This is a genomic window from Fictibacillus iocasae, from assembly GCF_042665465.1.
Classification (GTDB): domain Bacteria; phylum Bacillota; class Bacilli; order Bacillales; family Fictibacillaceae; genus Fictibacillus; species Fictibacillus iocasae.
Genome location: NZ_JBHTCP010000009.1, coordinates 87,467 through 111,494 on the forward strand (window position 1 = coordinate 87,467; position 24,028 = coordinate 111,494).

A 24,028-nucleotide genomic window follows, 5' to 3' on the forward strand; every position below is an offset into this window, starting at 1 on the left:
AAGTTTATCCGTTTCCTCATTCTTTGTGCAGCTATCCCCAAGGGGCGAATCCTTCTTTTTTATATATAAAGTAAAAAAAAAGAGAGACCTTTTCGGACCCTCTTTTCACTCATTAAAATTTTTCTGAAATAGATTCTTTCTTTTTGTTCCACACAATCAGCCAAATGACGGCTCCGATTAGGACAGCGGAGAAGGCATATAAACCAAGACGGTGGATGATATCAAACGCCAAGTATATCTTCTGTGCAAGCATATGGCCGAGCAATATGAAAAAGAAGCACCAAAACACGGCTCCACTATAGGCGTAAAGCGCAAACGTTTTAAAAGGTGTGCTGTACATGCCAGCAAAATAGGCGGTTAAGTGCCGGACACCAGGAATAAAGTAACCGAAAAACAAAGCTGCTTTTCCGTACCTTTGAAAATACTGGTTCGTTTTATCGATGTGGCTGACCGAAATGCCAATCTTAGGCGCAAACTTGTCTAGAAGTGGCCGTCCGAACTTAATGCCGATGTAATAGCTTGCCGTAATGCCCAAAAATGAACCGGCAACCGCGAAAAGAAGGACGAGCGGAAGTGACAAATTATCTGCTGCCGTTAAACAGCCGGCTGTTGCCAATAGAATCTCATCGGGAACAGGCAGGCCGACAATTCCGAGAGCCAGCAATATAGAAAGGCTGATATAGCCATACTGATGAATCAATTGCATGATTTCAAAATCCATGAAGTCACCAACTTTTTAAGAATAACCCTTTTCTATTGTAACTGATTTCATAAAATAAAGAAGGCTTTCTTAAAAAAATTCCAAGATATTGCTATTGCTGTTGATTAAACGGTATTCCGTAAGACATCAATGCCTTCTCTTTAGGTATGCAGAGCATCTTTTGCTACAATAAGAAAAGCAGAAAGGGGAGTTAACGCATGCCAATTGCAGACATTACGATTATCCCGATTGGAACAGAAACACCGAGCGTGAGCACCTATGTCGCCAACATTCACAAAGTGCTCGAACAGCATCGAGATAAAGTTAGCTATGAACTCACACCGATGAGCACTCTGATTGAGGGAAAGCTAGAAGATCTCTTCTTCGTCATTCAAAAGCTTCATGAGGTGCCTTTTTCAGAAGGCTGCCAGCGCGTCGCGACAAACATCCGCATCGACGACAGACGTGACAAGCCTAGCACAATGAGCGGAAAAATGGCCGCTGTTCAGATGAAACTCGCCAATCAATAAGAAGAAAAGCCGCTGAACCCTCAGCGGCTTTTCTTCTTATATTCGACTATCTACCTTAAGGACTTTCTACTGTTTCCTTAGCAGCATCCTTTGATTTTTGAAACTCGATCCGCAAATCATCAATGCTTTTTCTAACATTCCCTTTTCCAGACAGGTTTTCAATAATTTCTTTCACATCAATCCCTGATGATGCCTTCAGCGATTCCTGCAATGTTGACATCAAGTTTGTTGAGTAACTGGTGACTTTGTTCGCCCCACCGTTCTCTCCGCTTGACCCCGTATCAACGACAGTAATCTTATCAATATTGCCTAGCGGTGCTGCGATTTCCTTCGCATAAGCTGGAAGCATTTTAACGACCATGTCTAAAACAGCGGCTTGGCCGAACATCTCGAACGCTTCGGCAATCTTTTGCTTCGCTTCTGCTTCTGCTAGACCTTTAAGGCGGATTACCTCAGCCTCCGTCTCACCCTTCGCCCGTTCTGCCTCTGCCTTGGAAAATCCTTCTAAGCGGACTTTCTCCGCCTCCGCCTTCGCCATCGCTTCCACTCGGTATTTATGAGCGTCTGCCTCGGCCACTTGTTTTCGCTTTTCTGCCTCTGCCGCCTGTTCAACGGAATAACGATCAGCATCCGCTTTTTTCTTTACCTCTGAATCATATTGCTTTTCGCGCCGCAGGATTTCCTTTTCTTCAAGCTCAATCTGCTTTTGGCGCTCGATGATCTGGATCTGCATCTGCTGTTCGGTTACTTCCTGCTTCGACTTCGCTTCTTCAAGATGATACGCCTGGTCAGCACGCGCTTTTGCGATATCTTGTTCGCGGCGGAACTCTGCTACCTTCAGCTGGTTGATCTTTTCAGCCTCCGCAACCTCTGTCGCCCGCTCTAGTTCAGATCGCTTCGCTTCCTTATCAGCTTCTGCTCGCTTGATTCTTGTTTCCTTTTCAGCCTCTGCTGTGGCGATGTCTGCGTCACGCTTTACCTGGGCGATGCGCGGCTTTCCTAGTGAGTCAAGGTAGCCGTTCTTATCCCGAACATCCTTGATCGTGAAGGAAACAATGATTAATCCCATTTTGGCTAAATCCTGTGATGCGACACGCTGCACCTCCTGAGAAAACTTTTCCCGGTTTTTATAGATCTCCTCGACTGTCATTGATCCTAAAATGGAGCGAAGATGGCCTTCAAGCACTTCTCTCGCCTCATTTTCCCGGTCGTCCTTTGTTTTGCCCAGGAATTGTTCTGCTGCTGTAGCAATCTCGCCAATCGAGCTGCCGACCTTGATAATCGCTGTTCCATCTGCCATCACGGGAACTCCTTGTTCGGTATACACTTCCGGTGTCTGCACATCCAGCTTGCTCGTTAAAAGACTGAGTGGCTTCGCCTGCTGAAAAACAGGAAGGACGAATGTTCCTCCGCCTCGGACGATTTTAATGCGGTTGCCTGATTCATCAATGTTTACATTTTTCGAGCCAAGAAAGCTTCCGGTAACGATCAGGGCTTCATCCGGGCTTGCTGTCCGGTATTTTGTCACGAAAACGCTAATAAGTGCAATCAGTACGAATGCGGCGATTCCGCCAGCAATCAAAATGGGGGTCATATACATTCTCCTTTTAAGATAATCTTGCCGCCTGCTCGTAAGGCATGACTTTGGCGATTCCCTTCTCGGCTTCTATCACGAGTACCTCGGTGCCTTGAGGAATGAGGACGTTGTTGTAGCTGACGGCTGTTTTGGATATATGGCCGCTGATCCCGGGAATGAGAATCTCTCCGAAGCCATCTGCCGGTATGCCTGTGATGACTTTGCCAGTTCGCCCTCTTAAATCGCTTTCGATATAAGCGAGCGATTCTTCGGCTGTTGCGATGGGGACGAGCACGAACACGTGAAGCATGGCAGAGAGCAGACCGGATGATACGGCCGAGACTGCGGCAATCACTCCACTATTAATGGATGTGAGCGATTCCATCAGATAGCCCGCTGCTGAAAAAAAGGTTAAGAACGACAAAGTCAGTGTCGGATTAAACCACTCACCTGCCGCCTCCATCACGTCACCGATCAAAACATACAACAGTGTTAAACAGCCAAAAAGAATAAGCCCGCCTAAATAAAGTGTGGATAAAGAATAACCGAATAATTCCATCATCATCCCTGCTTTAAGAAAGAATTGTTTGATAAACTATTCAACAGTTTCTCAGTCTTCATCTCTTTCGAATATAACATTTATTAGCATTTCTTCATTTAATTGTATGTACGGCAGTGGAGTGAAGAAAGATTCATTTATTTATGAATAAAAAGCTCTTTTAGCAGAGATTGTTTCGAATGACTGAACGATTATGAGAAGCATTGAACTGCTGAAGCAGAAGTTTCTCTGTGTAGTACGTCATCCTTCAATACACTAACTTCCGAGGATTGCTTACATATTATCTAAATCGTTAGCTTAATCGACATTGAATACTTCATTGATAAGTTGATCGTAGTGAAAGGTGCCGACTCCTCGAAAATAAAGATCACATTTTCTTGCGTTTGATGTCTTGCTGCGTCGCCTTCCTTATCCAGCGAGTGGGAGTGAGACAGGTGAGACCTTAAGCGTGCACCTGTAACGGAGATCAACCTCTTCTCGAATTCTAAAATCAACAATGTTTTCAAAAACAGCATAAAAAAAAGCCCCCAAGAAGAATGGGAGCGAAAGATATTAACTAATATCGCCAAATACAAGGTGAAGCACAAAGTAAGAGAGTGCGGCAAGTGTCGCCGAGATGGGCAACGTGATGAACCATGTAATGATCATCGTTTTCGCTGTTCCCCACTTCACACCTTTTAGTCGATGAGAAGCACCTACACCAAGTATGGACGAAGTAATTACGTGTGTCGTACTAACAGGAAGTCCGATGAATGACGCACCAAGGATAACCGATGCGCCTGTTAAGTCAGATGCTACACCGTTGACTGGGCGGATCTTCATAATCTTGCCGCCGACCGTCTTGATGATCTTCCAGCCGCCTACTGCCGTTCCAAGACCCATCGCGACCGCACAGGAAATCTGTACCCATGTTGCGATGTCCGTAGAATCGGTATAGCCGTTCGCAATAAGAGCCATCGTGATGATTCCCATCGCTTTTTGTGCATCGTTCGTTCCGTGAGAATACGCCTGGAACGCTGCTGTAACAACTTGTACTTTTCGGAAACGATTGTTTGTTTTCGTTAAGTTTGTGTTGTTCTTGAAAATCGCTTTAATAATCGCATAAAAGATAAAACCGACAACAAAAGCAAGGATTGGCGAAATAATTAAGGCCTGGATGATCTTTCCAAAGCCAGAATAGTGAAGAGCGCCAAAACCTGAAGCCGCGATTGCCGCACCGGCAACAGAGCCGATGATCGCATGCGATGAACTCGATGGGATACCGTAGTACCATGTAATCAAATTCCAGGCGATTCCTGCAATCAGTGCCGCTAAAATAACGAGCGAGCCGTTTTGAAGCGTGAAAGGATCCACAATATCCTTTGTAATGGTTTTCGCAACTCCAGTAAACGTCATCGCACCGACAAAGTTCATGACCGCAGCAAGAATAATCGCACGTCTTGGGGTCAGGGCTTTTGTTGAAACAGATGTCGCGATCGAATTCGCTGTGTCATGAAATCCATTGATAAAGTCAAACGCCAACGCCCCGATAACAACAAGGACTGTAATGAGAAAAATAGTATCCATACCCGCCACCGTTACGCGTTTTTCATGATAATAGATTCAAGTGTGTTGGCAACATGCTGGCAGCTGTCGGCGATTTCTTCAAGATTATCGTAAATTTCTTTATATTTCATAACCTTGATCGGATCTTTTTCTGACGCGAACAGCTGTCTGCGCGCTTCTCGGTAAAGATCGTCACATTTTGATTCATAGTCTTTAATTTTTATAGCATGCTGGCGCATATCAAGCAGCTTTTTTTCTGAAAGAAGGTTCACAGCGAGGAGGATTTCATCCGCGCTAAGCTTAATGTTTTCCACAAACTTAACCATATACTCATCAGGGTTCGTGATGGCATAAATGTCGAAAAGTGCAGAAGAGCTTTCAATGCCGTCAAGGATGTCATCCATGCTCATAGCAAGCTGCAGAATGTCTTCACGTTCAATCGGCGTGATAAAGACTTTGTTTAACTCAGTAATTACTGTGTGTACAAATGTATCGCCTTTTGACTCAAGTGCTTTTAAGTGATCGGCGAATTCACGCAAATCGCTTTCGTTCTTGATTTTAAAGTCGTAAAAATAACCAGCCGATTCTTTCAGGTTGCTGGCAATATCCGTAAGCATTACTGAAAACTTTTCCTTTTTCTTGTTTAACATTGTACCCTCCGAAAAATTAGAAATATAAATCCTTTTTCTCTATCTCTTTTTTGCTGTGTCCCGCTCTATCTTTGTCTGCAAGCTTTTGGCCACCCAAAACATTATATATAAACCTCGCAAAAAATGATAGTTTCTGTCGAAATTGACAAGAAATTAACAAAATCTTTACACAGAATTTACAAAACTCACTTTACAAGACCCATCTCCATTGATTTGTTCTCTTCCTCCAATTGAAAGCGCTATCTTTTTCTTCATAATTTTTTAATTGTCTGATTATAGCTTTCACTGTACAATGTCCATATGAAATAAACAAATGTGCGTATCAGAAGAACAACTTGAATAGGAGTGAATGTCATGGCAGAACAGGTTGCAATCGGGTTATTAGGTTTAGGAACAGTTGGAAGCGGAGTGGTGAGGATGGTGAACAACCATCAAGAAGAGCTTCAGCATAAAGTCGGCTGCAAGGTGATCGTCGAAAAAGTGCTTGTTCAGGATTTAGAAAAGGAACGGCGCATCTCTCCAGAACCGGATTGGCTGACGGTTACTCCGGAGGACGTTCTGAACAATCCAAGAATTGATGTGGTTGTGGAAGTGATGGGAGGCATAGAACTGGCCAAACAATATATCCTGCAGGCATTGCGGAACAAGAAACATGTCATTACAGCCAACAAAGATTTAATGGCTCTTCATGGTGCTGAGCTGTTAAAAACTGCAGCGGACAACGGCTGTGACCTATTTTATGAAGCGAGTGTTGCAGGCGGCATTCCAATCATTCGCACCATTAAGGAAGGGCTAGCCTCAGACCGGATCACGAAAATGATGGGCATCGTGAACGGAACGACAAATTATATCCTCACAAAAATGGATAAACAGCAGCTCAGCTTCCACGATGTTCTAGCTGAAGCCCAGATGCTCGGCTTTGCTGAAGCAGACCCCGCTTCTGATGTAGAAGGGTATGATGCAGCCAGAAAGATGGCTATTCTGGCTACCCTAGGGTTCTCGATGGATATCCATTTAGATGATGTAAACGTAAAAGGAATTACTGGTGTCACGAAGGAGGATATCGACTACGCTCGTCAGTTCGGCTATACCATGAAACTGATAGGCAACGCACGGAAGGATGACGGCAAGGTCGAAGTCAGCGTTGAACCGACGTTGCTTCCAGATTCTCATCCACTCTCTTCTGTAAACAATGAGTATAATGCCGTCTACGTCTATGGAGAGGCGGTCGGGGAAACGATGTTTTTCGGACCTGGTGCAGGTGAACTGCCGACCGCGACGTCCATCGTGTCCGATTTAGTCGCAGTGATTCGCAACATGAGGCTTGGTGTCAACGGTAAAAACGACGTAGCGCCTCAATATGAAAAACAGCTGAAATCGCTGGATGAAATTCATGGGAAGTTTTATTACCGTCTGCATATAAAAGATGAAGCGGGTACGTTTTCTGTCCTTACCTCCCTTTTTGCTGAAAATGGCGTGAGCTTGGAAAAGCTGCTGCAAAAGCCTATAGCAAAGGAAGGAACAGCAGAGGTTGTCATCGTCACGCATAGCACGACTAAACACCATGATCAGCTGATTTACAGCCAGCTCGCACAATCCGATGCTGTGTTTGATATTAAAAGCCACTACCGGGTAGAAGGAGTCAGCGCATGAAACGAACAGGATTAATTGAAAAGTATCACCGCTTTCTGCCTGTCTCACAGCAGACGCCTCATCTTTCTTTGCTCGAAGGCAGCACCCCTCTCATCCCGCTTCACACGTTATCCAAAGAGTGGGGTGTGCGGCTTTTTGCCAAATATGAAGGAGCCAATCCGACGGGATCGTTTAAGGACCGCGGCATGGTGCTCGCTGTCGCAAAAGCGAAAGAAGAAGGCAGCAAGGCCGTAATCTGTGCGTCGACAGGAAACACGTCTGCTTCTGCTGCGGCTTATGCCGCACGAGCAGGACTTCGCTGTGCTGTCGTCATTCCAGACGGCAAGATTGCGGCCGGTAAACTCGCGCAAGCAAAAATGTATGGCGCGGATATATTCTCGATAAAAGGAAACTTCGACGAAGCCCTTCAAATGGTCAGGAGGCTCAGTGAGGAAGAAGCCTTCACCCTCGTAAACTCTGTCAATCCGTACCGCCTTGAAGGCCAGAAAACGGGCGCGTTCGAGTTAGTGGATGAGCTTGGTGGCGCTCCAGATATGCTGGCCATCCCGGTCGGCAACGCCGGAAACATATCCGCCTATTGGAAAGGGTTCAAACAATATGGAAAAGGACTCCCTGCGCTCGCAGGCTTTCAGGCAGAAGGTGCAGCGCCATTCGTGTTAAACCGTATTATTGAACAGCCAGAAACAGTTGCGACCGCGATTCGCATCGGCAACCCTGCCAGCTGGAATCTTGCTGTTGAAGCGATCAACCAATCCGGCGGATCGATTGACAGTGTTTCGGATGATGAAATATTGGATGCGTATCTGATGCTTGCACGGAAAGAAGGCGTATTTGCGGAACCAGCATCGTGTGCTCCCTTAGCGGGTTTAAAGAAAATGTTTAATGAAGGAAGGCTTGCGAAGGGAATCACGATTGTTACGGTTCTGACTGGAAACGGTCTGAAGGATCCTGCAGCAGCGATGAGCGTTTTGCCTTCTGCACCAGCTGTTCTGCCTGCAGACTGGGAGCTGCTGCGGCAGAATCTTTCTGGAGCCTATGTGTGATGAGCTTTGTTCCTTTTTCAATCAGCGTGCCGGGAACAACGGCTAACCTAGGCCCGGGATTTGATTCTGTCGGCATGGCGATGAATAAATATTTACGGGTCATGGTCTCTCCTTCTGACAACATAAGCTTCCATTTTAAAGGCCGTTTACTTAAACCCATGCCTCTCGATGAGAACCTTATCTACCAAGCGGCAGTCTTGCTTTGTGAAAAACATGGTACTGCCCTTCCTTCTTTTTCAGCTGTCATCGAGAGCGAGCTGCACTTGTCCAAAGGGATGGGCAGCAGTGCAGCAGCCATTGCCGCAGGGATTGAGCTAGCAAATGAACTATCCGGCTTGAATTTAACACTAAAAGAGAAACAATGGGAAGCCTGCTTGCTTGAGGGCCATCCCGATAATGTCGTGCCTGCGTTCTCAGGCGGAATCACGATCAGCTCTTTTTCAGAGGAAGAGCTGTTGACGGTACAAGCGCCTGTTTCTGATGTTGAGATGGTACTGGCGGTACCGAATCACATTTGGAACACCTCCGAATCAAGAAAGGCGATGCCCGAGCAGCTCGATTTCGTGTCAGCTGTTCATGCGGGTACAACGAGCAGCATGCTCGTAGCTTATTTGATGAAAGGGGATTGGAAATCAGCTGGCGCTGTCATGGGGAAGGACCTCTATCATGAACCTTACCGCTCTCCATTTATCCGTGATTTTGATCAAATGAAAAAAGCGGCTGCAGCGATGGGGGCATACGGAGGCGCGATCAGCGGTGCTGGCCCTTCCGTCATCTTTTTCACTATGCCAGGGACAGGCAGAAAAATTGCGGCAGCTCTTGCTAAGCGATTCTCCTATTATGAATTTGAATTGGCACTTCCGGATTTTACTGGAATACAAGTAAAGAAAATAGGCGCTGCCAACGCAGGAGCAAGGGTTTATTAATATTGAGCGGTACCGGTCTATTCGACTGATAATCGACCTTTTCGTCACCGTTTCTCCTGCATCCACAAAAGGGTATAAAGAAAGCTTTGCTGAAGTCAAGCCTTTGAGTCAGCCGTAGTTGACCTTATAGTTTGTTCGTTAATTTTGACTGCGTCGAAGCCCTTCAATGTTAAAAAGTAATACTGTCTTCTAAAGCAAAAATAAAGATGCCGGAACATCCCAGCTTGGGTGTTCCGGCATCTTTTCTATTATAGAAATAATCCTGCAATGGCAGCAGATAAAATGCTAACGAGTGTAGCACCGTATAGAAGCTTTAGTCCAAAGCGAGCAACGGCGTTTCCTTGCTCTTCATGCAGCCCTTTAACCGCTCCCGTAATAATTCCAATGGATGAGAAGTTTGCGAATGATACAAGGAACACGGATACAATTCCAATTGTTCGTTCTGACATTCCCTCTGACACTTTTCCAAGATCCATCATCGCCACGAACTCATTGGAAACAAGCTTTGTTGCCATGATTGTACCGGCTGATACAGCTTCAGCCCATGGAATACCGACAAGGAAGGCAATCGGTGCGAACACGTATCCGAGCATGGTCTGGAACGTCATGCCAAATGCCATGTTGAACACATCGTTGATCATGGAGATCAACGCAACAAACCCAAGTAGCATCGCTCCTACGATTACGGCCACCTTAAAGCCGTCCATGATGTACTCACCGAGCATCTCGAAGAACGTCTGCTTTTCTTCTTCGATTTCGATAATGTCTTCATCATCTTTTACTTCGTATGGATTGATGATGTTTGCAATGATAAAGCCGCCAAACAGGTTCAATACAAGTGCAGTAATAACGTATTTCGGGTCGATCATCGTCATGTAGGCTCCGAGAATACTCGCGGAGACAGTAGACATGGCTGAAGTACAAAGTGTGTACAAGCGGTGCTTAGGCAAGTGGCCCAGAAGCTTTTTAACCGAGATGAACACTTCCGACTGACCGAACACGGCAGAAGCGACGGCGTTATAAGATTCCAGCTTACCAAGTCCGTTCACTTTGCTTAAGCCTAGACCGATGTATTTGATGATAAAAGGCAAAATCTTAAAGTGCTGTGCGATACCAATCAGAACCGAAATAAAGACGATTGGAAGCAATACGTTCAAGAAGAACGGCATGGACGCTTCGTTCGCAAGTCCTCCGAAGACAAAGTTCACTCCATCTGCAGCATAGCCGAGCAGCTTTTCAAAGAGTGCGGAAATGCCCTTGATAACAGTCAATCCGACGGTTGTGTTCAGCAATAGATAAGTAAAAATGAATTGCAGAACAAGCATGATCAGGATAGGCTTGTATTTAATTTTTTTGCGGTCGTTGCTGACTAAAAAGGCTAATAAAAACACGGCAGCTAGGCCCGCTAAAAAGATAGCGTACTTCATAAAATTATCCTCCTAAAACTTTTCTTAATAGAACTACACTATTATTCGACAAAATGCGAGCGTTTGCAACAAAAACTTTTAACTACTGCAAGTATCTCGCAAAAACTGAAACTTATTCTTGTCCTGCCTGCTTTTCCCATTAAGTTCCTGTATTCTGCCTTTCGCCATAACTGTAGAATGAAAAAGTTGTGCATTCTTATTTTTCAGGAGGATACAAGTGAAGCCATTTTTTATTATTCTTTCTATTTTCTGCTTGGCTTTCTCTGGCCTTTCAGCAGAGTCCGCTCAAGCAGCAAATCATACACTAACGATCGGTAACGTGTTGACGGAAAAGGTTAACGTGTACTTGGAACCTAGATTGTCATCTTCTGTTATAACCGTGATGACAAAGGGTGAAGAATACCCGATCGTTTCGAAAATTTCAGGTGATTCTGTATCGCCGATCGTCCACACCGTTAAAGCGGGAGAAACATTATGGCTCATCGCTAAACAATTCGATGTTCTGGTAGCTGACATCCAAAGAGATAACCGGCTCGTTTCCACTCGTCTTGCCATCGGTCAAAGATTGAAGATACCGCAGAAAAATTACATTCATGCAGTCGTGAAGTACGACACACTATGGAAGCTTGCTGGCCGCTATGGTGTTTCTGTTACTGATTTAATGAAGCTGAACAGCTTGAAATCAACAAGCCTTACGATCGGCCAAAAGCTGAAGGTTCCTGATTACTATGCCCAGCTGCAGCTTCTTGGCGGCAGAAAGGGATATGTCAAGTTATCGAAACTGAAGTCAGCCAACGTTCAACGATTTAACTTAGCTTGGAAGTATAACGGTTCACCACAATCGTATCTGGATCAGCTGTCAAAGCCTGGTCTTGATATTGTCTCACCGCGATGGTACACCCTTTCATCTGATGCGCCTTTCGTTAATATAAATACGAATGCTGACTATGCAGCAGCCGCTGCGAAAGCAGGGAAAAAAGTATGGCCATTGTTCGGAAACAAGTTTGATCCTGCACTTACCGATCTCGTCATGTCAGATGCTGGCAAGCGCCAGCAGCTTATAAGTGCTCTAGTTTCCTCTTTAGTCAGCGCTAAAGCACATGGCATCAATGTTGATTTTGAAAACGTGGATCCGAAGAACAAGCAGCATTATGTGACCTTCATTACAGAATTAAAACGCGCAGCAGCTCCGCATGGCATGATTGTGTCTGTTGATGTAAGCCGCGAAAACGATGATCCATTCTGGTCTGGAAGTCTAGACCGCGCGGGGCTTGGGAAAGCAGCCGACTTTATCATCATGATGGGGTATGACGAGCATTGGGGCGGCAGCCCGAAAGCGGGTTCTGTCGCGTCCCTGCCTTGGACGATTGAGGGAATCGAGCTTCTTCTAAAGGACGTTCCAGCGCAAAAGGTGGTACTCGGTGTTCCTTTTTATACGCGTGAATGGGTGACTGATTACAATGGCAAGGTAAGAAGCATCGACCGCACGATGATTGAAACGGAAAAGCTGATCGCCCAAAAAGGACTCATAAAGCAATGGGACAGCTCAGTGTCGCAGCATTATGTGGAATTCACTGAAAACGGGGAAAAGCATCAGATTTGGGTGGAAGACCGAACATCCATGAAGCTCCGTTATGACATTGTGAAGAAGTATCATTTGCGCGGAACTGCCGCATGGTATGCCGGTGCTGAAACGGCGGACGTGTGGGATGTTTTAAAATAAACAGAAAGAAAGCCAAGCTGGAATCCCGGCTTGGCTTTTTCCTTATTTTATTATCGTGAACTGATCTTCAAGATGCATCCAGTTTTCTGGGAAAGGCTCACCAAGAACCCAGTAAGCAAGTCCGCGCAATCGGTACTTTTTCACAAGCTGATTTTTCGCCTGTGCGCTCTCATCATTTTCGAACCACACTTCATGCTTTTTCCCCTTATCATCTGTGTACATAAAATGCGGTGCTTGCGCTTCGTTGTCATATTGTACGTTCACGTTTTCCTTGATGGCCAAGTCCTCTGCTTCAGCGGGTGCGATGCGCTTAGCGAACTTGTTGCCTTTTTTATACGGCAGCTCCCAATCATAGCCGTACAGCGGCGCTCCCATTACAATCTTATCGCGCGGAATTTGCGAGACAGCGTAATCAAGCACCTTTTTCACTTGAGGAATTGGTGCGACAGCCATCGGCGGCCCGCCAGACCAGCCCCATTCATACGTCATAAGTACAACGAAATCAGCAAGTTCCCCGTGGCGTTTGTAGTCATGCGCTCCGTGCCACGGACCAGCCTGTTCACCGCTCGTTTTAGGAGCGAGTGCGGTTGAAACGACAAAGCCTTCTTTTTGAACTTTAGGAATAATCGTTTCTAAAAATCCGTTATACAGTTTGCGGTCTTTTTCGCGAATATGTTCAAAGTCAATGTTAAGGGCTGTATAGCCTTTTTTCTTCATCGTTTGTATCACGCCGTTAATTAAGCTCTTGGACGCTACTTTATCTGTGAATATGGCATGTGCGACTTCCGGCGAAAAGTTCCCGTCGGTGAAATTAGTCAGCACCATCATCGGTGTCGAACCTGATTTTTTTGTTTCCGAGATCGCTTCGGCATCCTTGATCGCCGTCAGGCTGCCATCCTTTTTTACTTGGTAGCTGAACATCGCAACATATGAAAGCTGCTTTTCTGCCTCTTTCAGGTCCTTGATCGCCTGCTTCGGTTCGATCGGCTCTAAAAATCCGATCGTCTCGATTTTAGGGCGTTTATGAACCGTGTCTGTTTGGTTGATGTCACTTCCGCTGTTATGGTCTGTGCTGATTTTGCGCGGATTATGGCTGCCCATGCTCTTGGGCGCTGCTTCGCTCTTTCTCATTTCCTCTTTTCCGCATCCGCCAAGCAACAAGGCACCTGCAGCCGCGAGAACCATTATTTTTCGCATCAAAAAACCTCCTCTTTTCTGTTAGGTTTCCGAAAGAGGAGGCTGTCTATTCTATTTTAAGTTCTCCGGATTAAGCGGCTGAAGCTCTTCTGTCACAAACAAGCCGTCCTTGCGGATCAAGACGCCGTCAAACCAGATCTCTCCTCCGCCGTATTCAGGACGCTGGATGCAGACAATGTCCCAATGCACTTGAGAATCGTTGCCATTATAGGTTTCATCACGGTATGCCTGGCCAGGCGTAAAGTGGAAGCTTCCGGCAATCTTTTCATCAAATAAGATGTCATTCATCGGCTCTAGAATGTAGGGGTTCACACCGATCGCAAATTCACCGATATAGCGTGCTCCCCCGTCGCTGTCGAGGATCTCGTTCAGCTTATCCGTTTCATTCGCCGTTGCTTTCACAATTTTTCCATTTTCAAATTCAAACGTAATGTTCGTGAAATCCGTTCCTCTATAGGAAGTTGGGGCGTTATATGTCAACGTGCCGTTCACCGAGTCTTTAACAGGTGCGGTATAGATTTCGCCGTCTGGGATGTTGCACGTACCGGCACATTTCACCGAGCCTTGCCCTTTGATCGAGAAGCGAAGGTCCGTTCCTTCTCCTTTAATGCGAACCTCATCTGTTTCATCCATCAACCTCTTCATCGCATCCATCGCTTTGTCCATCTTTTCGTAATCAAGCGTGCACACATTGAAGTAAAAGTCTTCAAAGTCATCTAACGACATGCCGGCTTTTTGCGCTGAGCCTGTGTTCGGATAGTTCAGCAGCACCCATTTCGTATGATCAATCAGCTGATTGAGCACCGGGCGCATAATCTTCCCTGCAAGCTGCTGTTTTTCGGAAGGTACGTTCGCGCTCTCACGTGAATTGTAGGCCCCTGCGATGCGGATGCTTGCCTGAATGTCCTGATACTCTTGCATGCCCCATTTTTTTACGGTTTCCAGTCTTTCCTCTGACGCGCCTTCCGTAAGCAAACGGCTGTACTCTTCATCATGAATTTTGACGAACGGATACGCTTTTCTTTTATAGACCTCTTTAATCAGTTCTTTTACAAGCGGTTTGCCAGCGCCGTTTACTTCAATTAGGATTCGTTCTCCTTCTTGAAGCTGAACCGAATGATCAAGCAGCACTTCAGCAAGTTCCTTATTTCTTGGATCTGCCATTTTAAAAAGCCCCCTTTTTTTCATAAAACTGACTGTATAGTTTATTTTATGATACTTGCAAGCATTTGTATACCGATTTTTCTGAAAATTTACGTGCTTTCTCGCTGAATAAGTGTAAAGGGAAGCTCAATCTTTTTGTGTTTCGGTATTGAAAGGAGACTATACGCTGCCTCTCCCATTTCAAGCAAAGGCAGCTGAACTGAACTAATCTCCAGAGATTGAGCGATATGCTGATTATCGTAAGAAAGCAGCGCAAGATCATCGGGTATCTTTTTCCCTCTCCGGCGGAACTCATTGTAGATCCCTGCTGCCACCGTATCATTCGTGATGATCAGCGCATCCGGACCATCGTTTCCGAGGAGTAGAAGTTCACGTGCGATCTCCTCTCCGTCCTCCATATTCAGCGCACCGTAAAATATATCCTCATCATGAAAGCCCGAATCTTTCAAAGCGCGAACCCTTTCGTTCGTGTTTCTGCCGCTGTTCCGGTTCAGTGTAAGGCCGATTCTTTCGTACCCGCGCCTCCTTAAATGCCTTACTCCTGTCACAATCGATTCATAGTGATTCATATACACACAGTTCATATGCTCTGATTCTTCACAAAGAACGACAGGTCCATGTTGGCCATACATTTGAATGTCAGCCTGTGAAAGAGCTCTTGAACAAAAAATCAGCCCGTCCAGCTGTTTTCCTTTCAGCTTCTCAAGCGCTTCCCTTTCTTTTTCTTCTTCATAATTCGTTTGAAAAAGCATGATGGTCTTGCCCTCTTCTGATGCACGCCGAGCGATTCCGTTCAGAACCAAGCTAAAAAAAGGCTGGTGTATGTAAGGCAGCACAACCCCTATAATCTGCGTTTTGCCTTTGGATAAAGTAACAGCATTCAGGTTTTTATTATATTTGAGCACCTTCATCGTCTCAAGTACAGCGCGTCTCTTTTCTTCAGACACGTACGGATGATCGTTCAATACCCTTGAAACGGTTGTGACGGATACGTTCGCCGCCTTTGCGATGTCTCTGATGTTTGCCACGTGCAGCAGCCTCCCTTTGGAAATCCAATTAAAAAAACGTTTGCTATGAAACGCGTTTCATATTTTATAGTGTAAAACAAATACAGCCATTCAAGGAGGATGACCATGATATCAGGATGTTTAACCATAATCGCTATGTGTGCAGCCGTTTGGCTTGGTGCTTATTTTACCGTAAGAAACGACGAGTAGTTCACAAAACAGCCATTATAAAGGACGGGTACTTGTTCAAGAGTGTTGAGGCACCTGCAAAATTCCACATCAGCACCATATCCTCGTTCTACGAGCTCTCGGCCGCTGCCTGACTGCGTGATCAGCTGCTCCAGATTGTGCTGACAGGCAGCAAACGATGCGGCGCATACCTCTGCTTCAGGTGAAAACGTCCCTTCTAATGAGGCAAGGATCGCACCTGCTCCAAGATAGTCTTCTATTCCCGGTCTCATGCCGTTTTCATCATGGTGCGGGTCCTCCCACTGTTCACCGCAAGGTACAATCGTGATGTCTCTTCCTGTTTTTTTCTGCTGATCATGTGCTGCTTTTGCCGCGACATCTGCATTAACAAGTGAGCCGATCAGCAGCGCAGGAACGGCTTTGGCAGCTTCTGTACAGGCAGCGCCGTTCAATGAACAGAGCACAAATTTTCTATCTCTGTCGTCTCGCTTAAACGAGACAGGAGAAAGTGTATAGCCTCCTGTTCGTTCCGCCTCTGCCCTGCCAAGAACCATTTCGGCCCCGAGTGAAGCGGCATATTCTTTTGCTTTTTCATTATTAGGCGGTGGAAAAGGGTAAACTTGAGCACCATGATGCAGTGCAGCTGCAACAGTTGAAGAGTAGCTGAGCACATCTACGATTACAATGATATCACCGCGCTGAGCGGCTTCTCTCGCTCCTCTTTGTCCCCACTCTACCTTTACTGAGTATCCACTTTGATTATAATAGTTGTTCATATGAATCTCCTCTCTGTTTTCATGGTTACGAAAAACATAGCCTTTTTTTAACATCTAGGCGAGTATCATTCTGGCATGCATTTATCAGTTCTACTAAAATAAGCAGAAGAGACCCATTTTAAAAGGAGGCGTTAACGATCGCTGTTCATACGTTTCATTTAACCGCTGATTGGCCTGGACTGCGAAACGATGTTGGATATTTAGAATGCGGAGAGCTGAAAACGAAAATATCCATTCCACCCGAAATGGACGGGCCCGGCATCGGCACCAATCCTGATGAAATGCTGCTCGGTGCGGCCGCCACCTGCTTTATTATCACGCTTGCGGCCATGATGGAGCGCAGCAATCTTGTAAAGAGTTCCTTAACGCTGTCTTCAGAAGGCATCGTGGAAATGGAAAAAGGCGTGATCACCTATAAAAAGATTATTCACAGGCCGCATATTGTCCTGCCTGCAGCTGCAAGTGAGAAGGAAATTCACCTCGCCAAAAAACTGGCGGAAAAAGCGGAGTCATCCTGCATGATCACACGTGCCATCAAAGGCAATGTAGAAGTTGAGCTCGAGGCAACCGTGACGAAGATGTAAATTGTTAGATGGGGTCCGGTACCACTCATCACAATAGGGCAATAAATAGCAGTTATGACAAAGTGGTACCGGACCCCAGAACGTTTCTAGCGATAAAAAGGCTGCCCACAGCGGGCAGCCTTTTTTCAGCTTTCGTATAATTCAATTGGAGTGCCATCAGGATCAGAGAGAAACGTGAACCTTTTTCCGGTGTGCTCGTCAGTACGGACAGGCTCGGCTATGACTCCCTTTTTCCTCATCATTCTCACACAACCTTCGATATCTTCCACTTCAAATGCAAGATGCCGCAGTCCGGCTGCTTCCGGATAGCTTGGCCGCTCAGGCGGATTCGGGAACGAAAACAATTCAATCTGATAGACGCCGTTCACAGCTAGATCGAGCTTAAAAGAGTCTCGTTCTTCCCGGTATACTTCATTCATTGGCTCGAGACCGAGCACATTCACATAAAAATGCTTGGATTTTTCATAATCCGAACAAATTACAGCAACGTGGTGCACTCGTTTTAGCATGACCTTGTGCCCTCCATTACTTGATCCTCGCGACAATCTTGCCTTTCACATGTCGCTCGGATAAACGCTCTAATGCCGCTGGCACCTCTTCCAATGCAATCGTTTCCTTCAGCATCGCATCAAGCTTTCCTTCAGAGACTAGCTTCAGCATTTCTTCCCCGATTACTGCGAAGTCTTTTTCCGCGTGGATGTTCCCACTCTGGTGACCAGCAGCCAGGGCAATCTCGTGAACAGAGAGGACCTTTGTGAACGGAGCAATCTTTGACATGTCAGGCGCACCCGCAATGTACACGATATGCCCCATATAGGAGAGGGCATCAAGAGAATCTGTTGCGCTCTGTCTGCTCACCGCATCCACGACCGCATCCACTCCAAGTCCGTTCGTCAGTTCCATTACTTTCTCCGCTACGTTTTCTTCACGGTAATCGATCACATGATCGGCACCCAGAGACTTCACATACTCATGGTTATGAGATGAAGCGGTAGAGATGACCGTCTTGCCTGCCATCTTCGCCAGCTGAACGCCAAAGCCGCCGACGCCGCCTGCGCCGCCATGAATTAAAAGGGTGTTCACGTTGTCCATCGGAAGCTTGCGAAACAATGCCTGATAAGCCGTATAGCCAGCGGTTGGCAGTGCCGCCGCCGTTTCAAACGACACATTATCCGGGATGCGTGCCACTGTTCGGGCGTTGATGACGGCGAATTCAGCATAGCCACCCTTTTTTGTAAAATCACCGTGGTAAAGGACACGGTCGCCCTTTTCCCATTCTGTGACACCTTCTCCAACTTCAGCGACCGTTCCAGCTACATCGAGCCCGAGAACGTGCGGATAGCTCCATGCCGGTAGTCCGTTCGTACCTGTTTTGTAATCGACCGGGTTCAATCCTGCCGCATGCACCTCTACGAGAATTTCTCCTTTACCCGGCTGTGGCGTGTCTGTTTCCTCTACCTTCATCTCTTTCCATAGACCTTTATCTTTCAACAGCAATGCTTTCATCATCTATCTCACTCCATTTCTTATATCCTCTTCATGGTATATAATATATACTGTAATGATCAAAAACAAGCAGGCACTTTTTAGTAACCTGTTTATGAGGAGCTTATAAATGAAAGAGTTAAAATCCGAATACCAGTGCGCCATTGACCTCGTCATCGAGATCATCGGCGGAAAATGGAAGGTTCTTATATTATGGAACTTAAATGAAGGTGTTAAACGGTTTAACGAGCTGAAGCGGTGCATGCCAGGCATCACACAAAAAATGCTCACGCAGCAATTGCGTGAGCTAGAAGAGCACGGCCTCGTCAGCCGCATCGAGTACGAGCAGGTTCCGCCCCGTGTGGAATACGTCACGACGGATTTAGGAAAGAAGCTGCAGCCGACACTCTTTGAGATGTGCAAATGGGGAGACATGTACTCCGAGCAGCGCGGCATCCACATGAACCGCTGCTGGACCACGTATGACTTTATGAGCAACTAACAAGAGCCGGTTATAGTCGGGGTCCGGTACTGCAACGCACATCACGCTGCTATAACGGTAATTACGACACTGCGTACCGGACCCCGGTCTGCCCCTGTCTGTTCATTCTCTTCTTAAAACCATTCTGTGTTCATCTTCACTAAAAATTCTTTCGTTATGTGATAACCTGAACTCTCTCCAATTACTGAATCGATGCCGCAATATGGGCAAAAAGCGGTATCTTCGTTTTCTCCTTCCCATTCATCAATTTCAGAAGGGTGAAAGATTTTCAGACAATAAAAACAGCCGCATATCTGATCTTTTTCTAATAGCTCTCGATTTTTATAGCTGAAGTCATGAGGACCTTTATTATTTTCCATAGAAATCCACCTTTCTTCATCACCAAAAAACCCGCATTTTTTTCACAGTGCATCCGACCGGTGCACATGATAGCCTTCTTCATTCTGCAATGCTTTTTCGACCATCCTGAAGGCGACGTTCCTTCCGCTCACTGGCTTATATTTACGTAGCGGTCCTTTAAAGATGAAAGGCATCTTTGCACTGATGTTTTCTGCCATTTTCTCGCCTGTTCGGTGTTCATCGCGGTCTCCGAGCAAGAGTGACGGCTGAAACACATGCACTGCATGCAGCGGAATCTTTTTCAGCTTATCCTCCACCATGCCCTTCACTTTGTTATAAAAGAAAATCGATGTAGAATCGGCGCCGAGCGACGACACGGTCAGGAAACGGGCTGCACCGTTTTTTGCCGCAAGCTCTGCTGCCTTGATCGTATATTCGTAATCAACCTTTTTAAAGTTTTCTTTCGTTTTCGCCTTTTTAATCGTCGTCCCCAGGCAGCTGAACACATCATCCGATTTAAACGCATCATGGTGCTGCTCAAGGTGATCAAAATCTGCGATGACCTGAATCAATTTTGGATGCTCTTTATCTAGTTTTCGACGAACAAGAACGGTCACGCTTTCGTACTGCTCATGAGCGAGCAGCATGTTAACGACTTCACGGCCGATCAATCCCGTCGCTCCAAGAACGAGCGCTTTTCGTGTGTCCTCCACTGTTCACCCCTCCTACTTCAGCAGCTTTCTCAGCCATTTTATTTTGTCGCCATAAGGCGGAAAGACAAGACCAGACTCAAACTTTGCGCTTTTTTTCAAAATGCTTTTTTGATGAGTGAACACATCAAAGCTGTATTTGCCATGATACGCGCCAACTCCCGAGCTGCCGACACCGCCAAACGGCATATGAGGGCTCACGATATGTGAAAGCGTATCGTTCACACATCCGCCGCCAAACGAAACAAAATGCAGCAGCTTCTCCTCCACCTCTTGATCTTCCGTGAACACATACAGTGCGAGGGGCTTCGGACTGTTTTGAATATTTTTCATCACGTCATCCAAGCCGTCATACTCAATGATTGGAAGAATCGGCCCGAATATCTCATCCTTCATCACCGCATCGTTCCAGTCGATGTGATGGAGGATCGTCGGTTCGATATACAGATCATCGCGGTCAGTATTCCCTCCGACGGTGATTTTTTCGGAGTCTTCCTGCAGCAGCGCCGCGAGCCTGTCAAACTGGCGCTCGTTCACGATCCTGCCGTAATCACCGCTCTTAGACGAGTCGCTGCCATAAAATGCTTCAACCGTATCTTTTAGTTTTTGGATCAGGTCATCTTTAATTGAAGAATGAGCGAGTATATAATCAGGCGCGATGCATGTCTGTCCGGCGTTCAGGAACTTCCCCCAAGCGATGCGCTTTGCCGCGATGTCCAGATTCGCGGTTTTGTCCACGATCGCCGGACTTTTGCCACCCAGTTCGAGTGTGATCGGCACCAAATTTTTCGCTGCGGCTTCCATGACAATTTTTCCAACTGGCACGCTTCCTGTGAAAAAGATATAGTCGAACGGTGCGTGAATCAGAAGAGATGTGGTTTCTTTTTCTCCTTCAACGACCGTGACATAGTTCTCTTCAAAGGTATCTTTAATAAGGCGTTTGATTACGTTGGTGATAGCAGGTGTGCTCTCCGACGGTTTGAGGATGACGTTGTTTCCAGCAGCGATCGCCCCGATCATCGGCTCGATCAGCAGCTGAAAGGGGTAGTTGAACGGCCCGACGATGAGCACCGTTCCGTACGGCTCGCGTAAAATGTAGCTTTTGGACGGAAACTGGTGAATCGGCGTTTTCACTTTTTTCGGCTTGCTCCACTTTTTCAAATGCTTCATCATGTATTTAATGCTGTCGAGCGTAAACCCGATCTCCGAGCCGTACGCTTCAAATTCACTTTTTCGCAAATCCTTGTATAAAGCATCTAAAATGTCTTTCTCATAGCGGCGGATGCTGTTCTTCAGCTTATTGAGCTGCTGCAGCCTGAAAGCCACATCCCGTGTTTTCCCTGTGCTGAAATACTGTTTATGAGCTGCAAGAAGTGTATCAATATCAGATTGTGTGTGCATAAGTTGTACCTCCCGTTTTAGTCTGTACGTTTAAACATTTAAACGCATAGGTTGTATGAAAACCTTTAGGCATTCCCTAAAGGCAGTCTTCTTCTACAGTTTGAATCAATTGTTTCAGCATGCCAACAGACTCGTCTAGCTTTAAGGAATACAAACGCTGTGTCCCTTGCTGCTCTACTTCAATGAGACCATTTTCCTTAAGCAGCTTTAGATGATGCGAGATGGCCGGGCGAGAGAGCTTGGACTGTTCCGTGATCTCGTTGACCGTTAGAGCATCGTGCTGTGCAAGAAGCAAGATAATATCCTGGCGATGCGTATCGCTTAATGTCTGGAAAATAGGGATGCACTTTCGAAAGATGTTCATCGCATGTTCTGACATGTAAAGGCACCTCCTTTGTATAAGAAACGACTTCGTTCGAACGTTTAATCTTACGAACCAATGATAACATATGTCATTCCATTGACTCAACCAAGGACTTTTTTATTTATCACAAAGGACACGCCCATCATAAGGCGTGTCCTCAAACATTAAGCTGCTTTCTTTTTTGGTTGTACGTGCCTCTTTTCCAGTGCTGAGCTCCACATTGTCAAAAGAACGGCTCCAAACACCATTACCCCGCCGATCCATGGAGTATTGATGAGGCCGATGGAATCGACGATGATTCCTCCGACAAACGCTCCGATCGCGATGCCGAGGTTGAAAGCGGCGATATTCAGCGCGGATGCGACGTTAACCGCTGCTGGAACGTGCCGTTCTGCAAGCTTCACAACCAGCACCTGAAGGCCAGGAACATTCATGAAAGCGAGCATTCCCATCAAGAAAATGGTTATTGTACCTGCTATTTTAAAGGGCGCTGTAAATGACAACAACACCAGCACGGCAGCTTGAGCGATAAACATCCATAATAGAGCACGCTGCGGGTTTTTATCTGCCGCTTTGCCGCCGACCGTGTTACCGATCGCAACGGCGATGCCGTACACAAGAAGGATGACGCTCACCGCATTTGGCTTGAATCCGGTAATATCCTGTAAAATCGGTGTCAAGTACGTGAAAGCGACGAAGGTTCCTCCGTATCCTAATGCGGTAATAGCAAATGCTAATAATAAAGGACCATTTTTCACGACGTTTAACTGATCAGTAAAAGATGATGGCGGTGCATCCTTTAAATTTTTTGGAATAAGAAGCGCACTCGCTATAATTCCGATCACCCCAAGCAAAGCTACTCCAGCAAACGTCGCTCTCCAGCCGAAGTGCTGACCGATAAACGTCCCGAGCGGCACACCTGTCACGGTCGCAACCGTCAGTCCTGTGAACATAAAGGCGATCGCACTCGCCCGTTTATTTGGCGGCACAAGATCGGCTGCAATCGTCGAACCGATCGAAAAGAAAACACCGTGTGAGAAAGCGGTAATGATGCGGGCAGCGAGCAAAAGCCCGAAGCTCGTGGACACAGCCGCCACTCCATTTCCGATAATAAACACGACCATAAGCAATAGTAGCAGCGTCTTGCGGCTCATCTTGTTCGTGAGTGCGGTCAGGATCGGTGCGCCAAATGCGACACCCATCGCGTAGCCTGATATGAGCAGTCCCGCCATCGTAATCGAAATGTGAAGGTCATCAGATATGGTTGATAACAGGCCAACCGGAACGAACTCCGTCGTGCCGATGCCGAAAGCACTGATCGCAAGTGCCATGAGTGCTAAGAATCCGCCTTTGCTTTCATTTGTCTTTGTATGGTTATTCATATATAATCTCCTCCTGTTTCAGGTTACCTTTTTACCAAGCAGGCTTGTGAAGGCGCCTTCCACGTCAGCACTGCCTCGGTTGCTAGTATGAAGCATACGAAAACACATGGAAAGTACGCACTTATATGTTCCATAGTTACCTGAAAGTACCCTATAGTTCCAATAAGTACTTAAGCGTTATAATGAATCACACCAGACAGTGTTGGAAGGAGGAGTTAAAATGAAAAAATACAACATACCCGTAGAAGCGGCACTTGAAGTGATCGGAGGCAAATGGAAGGTCGTCATCCTTTGCCACTTGATCAAAGGAAAGAAACGGACGAGCGAGTTAAAGCGTCTTATGCCTGGCATCACGCAAAAAATGCTCACGCAGCAGCTGCGCGAGCTTGAAGAGGATAACGTTATTTTACGAGAAGTGTACAACCAGGTTCCGCCTAAAGTGGAATATTCGTTAACAGAATACGGCTGGTCGCTCAAGACCATCTTAGACTTGCTCTGCCACTGGGGGGAGCAGCATATCGAAAAAACGTATGACAACCCGAAGGATATGGTCGTGCGAGTGAATGAGGAATAACGAAAAGCCGTACAGCGAGGTG

General features: G+C 46.3%; 26 protein-coding genes. 8 read left to right on the plus strand and 18 right to left on the minus strand.

Annotation, left to right across the window (positions count from 1 at the left end; translation table 11 throughout):
• Positions 1–112: 112 nt before the first annotated feature.
• On the minus strand, positions 113–721 hold the full coding sequence (locus ACFQPF_RS04580) for a DedA family protein (RefSeq protein ID WP_379747022.1): 609 nt from the start codon (positions 719–721) through the stop codon (positions 113–115).
• A 197-nt stretch (positions 722–918) separates the two neighbouring features.
• On the opposite strand from ACFQPF_RS04580, the gene ACFQPF_RS04585 reads away from it, so the two are divergent.
• Positions 919–1,230, plus strand: a complete 312-nt coding sequence (locus ACFQPF_RS04585; RefSeq protein ID WP_379747024.1) for an MTH1187 family thiamine-binding protein — start codon at positions 919–921, stop codon at positions 1,228–1,230.
• A gap of 55 nt (positions 1,231–1,285) precedes the next feature.
• On the opposite strand, the gene floT is transcribed toward ACFQPF_RS04585, so the two are convergent.
• The 5 genes from floT to ACFQPF_RS04610 all read right to left on the minus strand — a co-directional run bounded on the left by floT (position 1,286) and on the right by ACFQPF_RS04610 (position 5,560).
• Positions 1,286–2,824: a flotillin lipid rafts scaffold protein FloT gene (floT, locus tag ACFQPF_RS04590; RefSeq protein ID WP_379747026.1), complete on the minus strand. Its 1,539-nt coding sequence runs from the start codon at positions 2,822–2,824 to the stop codon at positions 1,286–1,288.
• Positions 2,825–2,837: 13 nt separating this feature from the next.
• A complete protein-coding gene (locus ACFQPF_RS04595; protein WP_379747257.1) occupies positions 2,838–3,365 on the minus strand; it encodes an NfeD family protein in 528 nt (175 codons plus the stop codon).
• A gap of 284 nt (positions 3,366–3,649) precedes the next feature.
• Positions 3,650–3,880, minus strand: coding sequence for a hypothetical protein (locus tag ACFQPF_RS04600; protein WP_379747028.1), 231 nt, complete (start codon positions 3,878–3,880; stop codon positions 3,650–3,652).
• Between the two features lie 37 nt (positions 3,881–3,917).
• Entirely contained in the window at positions 3,918–4,931 is a 1,014-nt protein-coding gene (locus ACFQPF_RS04605; RefSeq protein WP_379747030.1) for an inorganic phosphate transporter, read from the minus strand.
• Between the two features lie 11 nt (positions 4,932–4,942).
• Entirely contained in the window at positions 4,943–5,560 is a 618-nt protein-coding gene (locus ACFQPF_RS04610) for a DUF47 domain-containing protein (RefSeq protein WP_379747032.1), read from the minus strand.
• Positions 5,561–5,914: 354 nt separating this feature from the next.
• Between ACFQPF_RS04610 and ACFQPF_RS04615 the strand changes: the two genes are divergently transcribed.
• The 3 genes from ACFQPF_RS04615 to thrB are packed head-to-tail and all read left to right on the plus strand — an operon-like array spanning position 5,915 to position 9,182.
• A complete protein-coding gene (locus tag ACFQPF_RS04615; protein WP_379747034.1) occupies positions 5,915–7,213 on the plus strand; it encodes a homoserine dehydrogenase in 1,299 nt (432 codons plus the stop codon).
• Positions 7,210–8,256: a threonine synthase gene (gene thrC, locus ACFQPF_RS04620; protein ID WP_379747036.1), complete on the plus strand. Its 1,047-nt coding sequence runs from the start codon at positions 7,210–7,212 to the stop codon at positions 8,254–8,256. The genes ACFQPF_RS04615 and thrC overlap by 4 nt, the downstream gene beginning before the upstream one ends.
• Positions 8,256–9,182, plus strand: coding sequence for a homoserine kinase (gene thrB / locus ACFQPF_RS04625; RefSeq protein WP_379747038.1), 927 nt, complete (start codon positions 8,256–8,258; stop codon positions 9,180–9,182). The genes thrC and thrB overlap by 1 nt, the downstream gene beginning before the upstream one ends.
• A 248-nt stretch (positions 9,183–9,430) precedes the next feature.
• Here the strand turns inward: thrB and ACFQPF_RS04630 are convergent, their stop codons facing one another.
• Positions 9,431–10,609, minus strand: a complete 1,179-nt coding sequence (locus tag ACFQPF_RS04630; protein WP_379747040.1) for a NupC/NupG family nucleoside CNT transporter — start codon at positions 10,607–10,609, stop codon at positions 9,431–9,433.
• Between the two features lie 217 nt (positions 10,610–10,826).
• Between ACFQPF_RS04630 and ACFQPF_RS04635 the strand changes: the two genes are divergently transcribed.
• Positions 10,827–12,332 carry a LysM peptidoglycan-binding domain-containing protein gene (locus ACFQPF_RS04635; protein WP_379747042.1) on the plus strand — a complete coding sequence of 502 codons (1,506 nt, stop codon included), beginning with the start codon at positions 10,827–10,829 and terminating at the stop codon, positions 12,330–12,332.
• 42 nt (positions 12,333–12,374) lie between these two features.
• On the opposite strand, the gene ACFQPF_RS04640 is transcribed toward ACFQPF_RS04635, so the two are convergent.
• From ACFQPF_RS04640 to ACFQPF_RS04655, 4 genes are all read right to left on the minus strand, one after another.
• Positions 12,375–13,529, minus strand: coding sequence for a glycosyl hydrolase family 18 protein (locus ACFQPF_RS04640; protein WP_379747044.1), 1,155 nt, complete (start codon positions 13,527–13,529; stop codon positions 12,375–12,377).
• Between the two features lie 51 nt (positions 13,530–13,580).
• Positions 13,581–14,693 carry an aminopeptidase gene (locus tag ACFQPF_RS04645; RefSeq protein WP_379747046.1) on the minus strand — a complete coding sequence of 371 codons (1,113 nt, stop codon included), beginning with the start codon at positions 14,691–14,693 and terminating at the stop codon, positions 13,581–13,583.
• An 89-nt stretch (positions 14,694–14,782) separates the two neighbouring features.
• On the minus strand, positions 14,783–15,721 hold the full coding sequence (locus ACFQPF_RS04650; RefSeq protein WP_379747048.1) for a LacI family DNA-binding transcriptional regulator: 939 nt from the start codon (positions 15,719–15,721) through the stop codon (positions 14,783–14,785).
• 161 nt (positions 15,722–15,882) lie between these two features.
• Positions 15,883–16,665, minus strand: a complete 783-nt coding sequence (locus ACFQPF_RS04655; RefSeq protein ID WP_379747050.1) for a 2-phosphosulfolactate phosphatase — start codon at positions 16,663–16,665, stop codon at positions 15,883–15,885.
• Between the two features lie 137 nt (positions 16,666–16,802).
• On the opposite strand from ACFQPF_RS04655, the gene ACFQPF_RS04660 reads away from it, so the two are divergent.
• Positions 16,803–17,249, plus strand: coding sequence for an OsmC family protein (locus ACFQPF_RS04660; RefSeq protein WP_379747259.1), 447 nt, complete (start codon positions 16,803–16,805; stop codon positions 17,247–17,249).
• A 125-nt stretch (positions 17,250–17,374) separates the two neighbouring features.
• Here ACFQPF_RS04660 and gloA2 read toward each other — a convergent pair whose 3' ends face one another.
• On the minus strand, positions 17,375–17,758 hold the full coding sequence (gene gloA2 / locus ACFQPF_RS04665) for an SMU1112c/YaeR family gloxylase I-like metalloprotein (RefSeq protein ID WP_379747052.1): 384 nt from the start codon (positions 17,756–17,758) through the stop codon (positions 17,375–17,377).
• Between the two features lie 16 nt (positions 17,759–17,774).
• Positions 17,775–18,755, minus strand: coding sequence for a zinc-binding dehydrogenase (locus tag ACFQPF_RS04670; RefSeq protein ID WP_379747261.1), 981 nt, complete (start codon positions 18,753–18,755; stop codon positions 17,775–17,777).
• A 109-nt stretch (positions 18,756–18,864) separates the two neighbouring features.
• Here ACFQPF_RS04670 and ACFQPF_RS04675 point away from each other — a divergent pair, with 109 nt between their 5' ends.
• Positions 18,865–19,236, plus strand: a complete 372-nt coding sequence (locus ACFQPF_RS04675; RefSeq protein WP_379747054.1) for a winged helix-turn-helix transcriptional regulator — start codon at positions 18,865–18,867, stop codon at positions 19,234–19,236.
• 113 nt (positions 19,237–19,349) lie between these two features.
• Here ACFQPF_RS04675 and ACFQPF_RS04680 read toward each other — a convergent pair whose 3' ends face one another.
• From ACFQPF_RS04680 to ACFQPF_RS04700, 5 genes are all read right to left on the minus strand, one after another.
• Positions 19,350–19,595 carry a cytoplasmic protein gene (locus ACFQPF_RS04680; protein WP_379747056.1) on the minus strand — a complete coding sequence of 82 codons (246 nt, stop codon included), beginning with the start codon at positions 19,593–19,595 and terminating at the stop codon, positions 19,350–19,352.
• A gap of 42 nt (positions 19,596–19,637) precedes the next feature.
• A complete protein-coding gene (locus ACFQPF_RS04685; RefSeq protein ID WP_379747058.1) occupies positions 19,638–20,288 on the minus strand; it encodes an NAD(P)H-binding protein in 651 nt (216 codons plus the stop codon).
• A 12-nt stretch (positions 20,289–20,300) separates the two neighbouring features.
• A complete protein-coding gene (locus ACFQPF_RS04690; protein ID WP_379747060.1) occupies positions 20,301–21,686 on the minus strand; it encodes an aldehyde dehydrogenase in 1,386 nt (461 codons plus the stop codon).
• A 76-nt stretch (positions 21,687–21,762) separates the two neighbouring features.
• Complete coding sequence (locus ACFQPF_RS04695; protein WP_379747062.1) at positions 21,763–22,065, minus strand: ArsR/SmtB family transcription factor; 303 nt, start codon at positions 22,063–22,065, stop codon at positions 21,763–21,765.
• Positions 22,066–22,214: 149 nt separating this feature from the next.
• On the minus strand, positions 22,215–23,432 hold the full coding sequence (locus ACFQPF_RS04700; RefSeq protein WP_379747064.1) for an MFS transporter: 1,218 nt from the start codon (positions 23,430–23,432) through the stop codon (positions 22,215–22,217).
• Between the two features lie 220 nt (positions 23,433–23,652).
• Between ACFQPF_RS04700 and ACFQPF_RS04705 the strand changes: the two genes are divergently transcribed.
• Positions 23,653–24,006, plus strand: a complete 354-nt coding sequence (locus ACFQPF_RS04705; RefSeq protein WP_379747066.1) for a winged helix-turn-helix transcriptional regulator — start codon at positions 23,653–23,655, stop codon at positions 24,004–24,006.
• The last annotated feature ends 22 nt before the right edge of the window (positions 24,007–24,028 follow it).